Here is a 1,214-nt window from a genome sequence, read left to right as displayed (position 1 = left end):
GCAGCTGGTCGGCCAGATCTGGCTAAGCATCCCATTCGTAGTGGATGACGGAGGTGGCACTTATCTGCGCGCTCAGATATTCCTCGGACAAAGTGCCGCACAGCTTGGTTAGGAGGTTCGGGCTATCTATTGCTCAATCTTGCTGTAAGAGCTACGACGCTGCACCGCTATCTGCCTTAGATCAACCAAAAATTAGCCAATAACTGCTGTCTAATAAGCCATCCTTTGGTGTTTTAGATATGATTTTGAGAAAAATTCACTCCTTATAAATTGGCATGAGGGTTATCTTTCAAAAAAATTAATTTAAAAATTTTTAAATCAACGACTTTTACCCAATCTACTTCGGAGAAAAATGAAAAATTTTAATAATATATAATAATATATTAACTGTATGCTTGTATATAACAGGATGTCTTGCAAGTTTGGCGATAAGATTTGCCCTTTGTTTTCTAGGTAAAAGTATGCCGGGCTAAAAATCAATAAAATGAATATGCCGGAGTGAATTAATGTATAGCCTATTTTCAGTAGTATGAGTGAGAGTATAATTACCACCACATAATATATTAATAGGTTGCGATTGGAGTGGTTAACATTTACAGTCAACTAAATTTCCTTGGGTATACTGATTCATTTTGCTAATAGTTTCTTCCATGTGTGGCCCCATATGCTGCTTCGACTCTATGGTGTGCTGATGAAGATGTTTAATATAAGGCCCATGTTTGCTTGCATCTCCTGTCCACTGTTGGAAGCCTCTATGAGCAGGAGAAGTTGAGTCCATTACAGCATGAAGCCCTCTGCCCAGCTGCGCGTATGCAGCTTTTTTCGCCAACGTTGATCTGGCATTCGCGAGTTGATCCTGAAATTTATTCAGCTGACTTTTAATATATTCACAATATAATTGCTTGGCTTCTTCTGGCGTGTTTTTCACCGTGGACATTGCGTGTTTTGCAGAGTCAAGATTCGATGATCCTTGATTGTATAGATAATCTGCTTCAGCACTCCCGCTCTTAATTGCTTCTCTAAATACTGAAGGTAAATCAGGGAATGCTTGATCGATAAATATGTTGTGTGCGCCAGTAGACCACAGTCCGAGCGGATCTAGAAATTGATTGGGATTATTTCCGGTTGTTGAATAATAGCCCGCCTGATATACCTAAAAAATCTTGATTTATATAGATTCCTAAGATTGATTCATAATACCGATGCCGGTTGTA

1 protein-coding gene is annotated in these 1,214 nt (G+C 39.1%); it reads right to left on the bottom strand.

Going from position 1 to position 1,214, the window contains the following annotated elements:
- Positions 1 to 586 precede the first annotated feature (586 nt).
- On the bottom strand, positions 587 to 928 hold the full coding sequence (locus tag H928_RS31390) for a hypothetical protein (RefSeq protein WP_158400481.1): 342 nt from the start codon (positions 926 to 928) through the stop codon (positions 587 to 589).
- Positions 929 to 1,214 lie beyond the last annotated feature (286 nt).

The sequence above is a fragment of the Comamonas sp. B-9 genome (assembly GCF_000410635.1).
Lineage (GTDB): Bacteria > Pseudomonadota > Gammaproteobacteria > Burkholderiales > Burkholderiaceae_C > Comamonas.
This window is presented reverse-complemented; position numbering and strand designations above follow the sequence as displayed.